This window comes from Streptomyces durbertensis (assembly GCF_014156695.1).
Lineage (GTDB): Bacteria > Actinomycetota > Actinomycetes > Streptomycetales > Streptomycetaceae > Streptomyces > Streptomyces durbertensis.
Genome location: NZ_WMLF01000400.1, coordinates 1 through 5,009 on the forward strand (window position 1 = coordinate 1; position 5,009 = coordinate 5,009).

3 protein-coding genes are annotated in these 5,009 nt (G+C 73.4%); all 3 read left to right on the forward strand.

What is annotated here, in order from left to right:
* Positions 1-273: 273 nt before the first annotated feature.
* Positions 274-2,445, forward strand: coding sequence for a molybdopterin oxidoreductase family protein (locus tag GL263_RS21290; RefSeq protein ID WP_182857347.1), 2,172 nt, complete (start codon positions 274-276; stop codon positions 2,443-2,445).
* A gap of 288 nt (positions 2,446-2,733) precedes the next feature.
* Positions 2,734-3,705 carry an acyl-ACP desaturase gene (locus tag GL263_RS21295; protein ID WP_182857348.1) on the forward strand — a complete coding sequence of 324 codons (972 nt, stop codon included), beginning with the start codon at positions 2,734-2,736 and terminating at the stop codon, positions 3,703-3,705.
* 162 nt (positions 3,706-3,867) lie between these two features.
* Positions 3,868-5,009, forward strand: a 1,142-nt coding sequence (locus GL263_RS21300) for a winged helix DNA-binding domain-containing protein (RefSeq protein WP_182857349.1), incomplete at its 3' end; no start/stop codon positions are given.

Genomic DNA, 5,009 nt, shown 5'->3' on the forward strand with positions numbered 1-5,009 from the left:
GTGGGGTGCGGGGACGGTGAACGTCTGGTTCATGGGCTGCGCCGGGGGCTTGGGGTCGGTGACGCCGGGCGGCGTTCCGTGGATGGGCGGTGCCCGGCCGGGGGGCGGTGCCGTCACCGATCCTGTCGCGCGTCGTTTGCCGACCTGTTTCGCTCGAATGACAACCGGTTGCGACCGGCTCACCCGCCGGACGGGACCGCTTTGAGGTCCGATTGCCGCCCGTGTAACGCGAAGCGCCTCCCGGCGTAACATCCGCGACGCATGATGTGCGGCATGAGCGCCACGCCTGTCTCCACCGCATCGGCCGCAAGCGAATCCGGCAAGGCAGCCGTCCACGCGCCCCGCCGGGGTGACGACCGGGCGGTGGACACCCACTGCCCCTACTGCTCGCTGCAGTGCGGCATGGGACTGGTGCCGGCACCCGACCGCCCCACGCGTGTGGCGGTGACCGAGCGGGTCGCCTTCCCCGTGAACCGGGGAGCGCTGTGCGGCAAGGGGCGGACGGCGCCGGCGCTGCTGGCGTCCGGGGCGCGGCTGACCACGCCGCTGGTGCGCCGCAGCCCGGGCGGGCCGCTGGAGGAGGCGGACTGGGACGAGGCGCTCGCCCGGGTCGCCGAGGGGCTGTCCCGGACCCGCGAGCAGCACGGCGCGGACGCCGTCGGCGTGTTCGGCGGCGGCGGTCTGACCAACGAGAAGGCCTATCTGCTGGGCAAGTTCGCCCGGCTGGTGCTCGGCACCTCGCAGATCGACTACAACGGCCGGTTCTGCATGTCGTCGGCCGCGGCGGCGGGCAACAAGGCGTTCGGACTCGACCGCGGACTGCCGTTCCCGCTGGCGGACGTCGCCCGCACGGACTGTGTGATCCTCGTCGGCTCCAACCCGGCGGAGACCATGCCGCCGGCGCTGCGCTACTTCACTGACATGCGGCAGCGCGGCGGCAAGCTGATCGTCGTCGATCCGCGCCGCACCCGCACCGCCGAGCAGGCCGACCTGCATCTGGCGCCCCGGCCCGGCACCGACCTCGCGCTGGCGCTCGGCATGCTGCACCTGATCGTCGCGGAGGGACGCACGGACGAGGAGTACATAGCCGAGCGCACCACCGGTTGGCCGGCCGCGCGGGCCGCGGCGATGGCGCACTGGCCGGAACTCGTCGAGCGGATCACCGGCGTACCGGTACCCCAACTCCGTGAGGCCGTACGGTACTTCTGCGAGGCGAGGTCGGCGATGGTGCTGACCGCCCGGGGTCCCGAGCAGCAGGCGAAGGGCACCGACACGGTCGGCGCGTGGATCAACCTGACGCTGGCGACCGGGCGGGCCGGCCGGCCGCTGTCCGGCTACGGCTGCCTCACCGGCCAGGGCAACGGACAGGGCGGACGCGAACACGGCCAGAAGGCCGACCAGTTGCCCGGCTACCGCTCACTGACCGACCCGGCCGCCCGGGCGCACGTCGCCGAGGTGTGGGGGGTCGACCCCGACAGCCTGCCGGGCCCGGGGCGGAGCGCCTACGAGCTGCTGGACGCGCTCGGCCGCGACGTGCGGTCCCTGCTGCTGCTCGGCTCCAACCCGGTGGTCTCCGCGCCGCGCGCCGCCCATGTGGAGGAGCGCATACGCGCGTTGGACTTCCTCGCCGTGTGCGACGTGGTGCTGTCGGAGACGGCCGAACTCGCCGACGTGGTGCTGCCGGTCGCGCAGTGGGCCGAGGAGACCGGGACGATGACCAACCTGGAGGGCCGGGTACTGCTGCGCCGCCGCGCGGTGACCCCGCCGCCCGGCGTCCGTAGCGACCTGGAGGTACTCAACTCCCTCGCGACGCGACTCGGTTGGGAGAAGGGCTTCCCCACGGACGCCGAGGAGGCGTTCGCCGAGCTGCGTCGTGCCTCTGCCGGCGGCAAGGCCGACTACTCGGGCATCACCTACCGGCGGATCGCCGAGGAGGACGGCGTCTTCTGGCCGTGCCCCGAGTCCCCCGACGGTCCGCGGCACCCGGGCACGCCCCGGCTCTTCCTGGACCGGTTCGCCACCCCGGACGGCCGCGCCCGGTTCGCGGACGTCACCCACCGGGCGTCGGCCGAGGAACCCGACGAGGAGTACCCGCTGCTGCTGACCACCGGACGGGTGCTCGCCCAGTACCAGTCGGGCGCGCAGACCCGCCGCGTGCCGACGCTCAACTCGGCGGCACCGGGGGCGTTCGTCCAGCTGCACCCGCTGCTCGCCGAGCGCGTCGGCGTCCAGGACGGCGATCCCGTGGCGGTGACGTCCCGTCGCGGCCGGGCCGTCGCCCCGGCGAAGGTGAGCCGGGACATCCGCCCCGACACGGTGTTCATGCCGTTCCACTGGGCCGGCGAGGGCCGCGCGAACACCCTGACCAACCCCGCGCTCGACCCGACCTCCCGCATGCCGGAGTTCAAGGTCTGCGCCGTCCGCGTCGAACGAGCGGACGACTGACCGGCCGACACGACCGCAGGGCGCCTGGGCGTGTCGGCCGCCCCTCCACCCGGCCGCGACCCGGTGCGCCCCGCCACGACACGACACGACACGACACGACAACAAAGTGACGTAGATCACATCGCCGCTCGACATCCGCGCGATAAGCGCCCAAAAGGCGGGTGCGGGGACGCTGTGTAACCCGGCGACCGCGCGACCGGGCTTGGCGGGGGCTCTCGGCGTTGCTTAACCTACGGTTTCGTAACCTACGACCCCGTAGGTATGTCGTCGTGTTTTTCTGGAGCCCCCGTGACGCTGACCTCTCCCTACCTCGCCGGCTCGAAGGAGTGGACGGACGCCCAGCTGCTGTACGCGCTGGAGGAGGTCGTGGAGAAGGAACTCAACCGGCATCTGAAGGTCGCCAAGGACTGGATGCCGCACGAGTACGTGCCCTGGTCCGACGGGCGCAACTTCCCCGGCCAGTTCGAGGACGGCGAGCCCTGGGACCCGCGCGAGTCGAAGGTCACCGACATCGGCCGCATCGCGCTCGTGGTCAACCTGCTCACCGAGGACAACCTGCCCAGCTACCACCACGAGATCGCCTCGCTCTTCGGACGGGACGGCGCCTGGGGCACCTGGGTGCACCGCTGGACGGCCGAGGAGGGCCGCCACGGCATCGTCATGCGCGACTACCTGCTCGCGTCCCGCGCCGTCGACCCGGACGAGCTGGAGCGCTTCCGGATGGCGCACATGTCGGAGGGCTTCGAGTCCGACAACCGCCACTCGATGCTGCACTCGGTCGCGTACGTGGCGTTCCAGGAGCTGGCGACCCGCATCTCGCACCGCAACACCGGGCACCAGTCCGGTGACCCGGTCTGCGACCGGATGCTCGCGCGGATCGCCACCGACGAGAACCTGCACATGGTCTTCTACCGCAACCTCCTGCGTGCCGCCTTCGAGCTGGCGCCGGACCTGACGATGCAGGCCGTGCGCGACGTGGTGGTCAACTTCCGGATGCCCGGCCACGGCATGCCCGGCTTCGAGCGGTCCGCCGCGCGTATGGCCATCGGCGGCATCTACAACCTGCGCATCCACCACGACGACGTGCTCCAGCCGGTGCTGCGCTTCCTGAAGATCATGGAGATCGACGGGCTCGGCCCCGAGGGCCGGAAGGCCCAGGAGGAGCTGGGGCTGTACCTGGGCGGGCTGGAGGCCGAGGCGGCCAAGCTCGACGAGAAGCTCGCCGCCCGCCAGGCGCGCATCAACGCCCGCAAGGGCTGACCACTCCCGGGGTCGTGCCGCCGGGCGAAGGAGCCGGGGTGTTGTCAGTGGGGTCGGTCATGCTGGACGCATGACCGACGACCACGCCCGCCCGGGGGCGACCCGGAGCAGACCCACGCCCACCGGTGGTGCACGCGCCGCCGGCAGACGCGGCGGGCCGCGTTGAGCGCCGCCCGCCCGCGCGTGGGCGACGCCGAGCGGCGCGCGCTGCTGGGGGTCAGGCACCGCCTGGCCGGTGCCGGCGCCCGTACCGTCGCCGAGGCCGCGGGGGCTGTTGTCGGCCTGCACGCCACGGACCCGGCGACGGTGTTCCTGTCGGCCGCCGCGCGGCTGGCCGAGCCGTCGGTGGCCGAGGTCGAGCGGGCGCTGTACGAGGAGCACACGGTCACCAGGCTGCTGTGCATGCGGCGCACGATGTTTGTCGTGCCGACGCCGCTGGTGCCCGTCGTCGACGTGTCGACGGCGCGGGCGGTGGCCGCGCGGGAGCGGCGCCGTTTTGTCGCCGAGGTCCACAAGGCCGGCTGGTCGGACGTGCGGCTGGCTGCCGCCGAGCGGCGGCTGCTGGCCGTCCTGGCGGAGCGGGGTGAGGCGACGGCCGTGCAGCTGACGGCCGATGTGCCGGAGCTGCGGGAGCAGTTGGTGCTGGCGCCCGGCAAGTCCTACGAGGCGCGGATCAGCGTCGGCTCACGGCTGCTGCGGGTGCTGGCGGCCGAGGGCGCGGTCCGCCGGGCCCGGCCGAACGGGGCCTGGACGAGCGCCCGCTTCCGCTGGACGCCCGCCGAGCCGCACGCCACGGATCTGACGCCGGCGGAGGCCGGAGCACGGCTGGCCCGGGAGTACCTGGCCGCGTTCGGTCCGGTGACGGTCGAGGACCTGAAGTGGTGGACGGGCTGGACGCTCACGAACACCCGGCGGGCGCTGGCGGCGGTGGAGACCGTGGAGGTCGAGCTGGACGACGGCTCGGTGGGTCTGCTGCTGCCCGAGGACCATCCGCCGGCGCCCGCGCCGGCGCCCTGGGTGGCGCTGCTGCCGTCGCTCGACCCGACCTCCATGGGGTGGCGACGGCGGGACTTCTACCTCGATCCGGAGCTGGTCCCGGCCCTGTTCGACCGCAACGGCAACATCGGCCCCACGGTGTGGGCGGACGGACGGGTGGTGGGCGGCTGGGCGCAGCGGGCGGACGGCCGGGTGGCCCACCGGCTGCTCGTCGACCCGGGCGGCGAAGCCCGCGCGAAGGTGGAAGCGGCCGCCGAGCGGCTCACCGCCTGGCTCGGCCCGGCCCACGACACCCCCACCTACCGCAC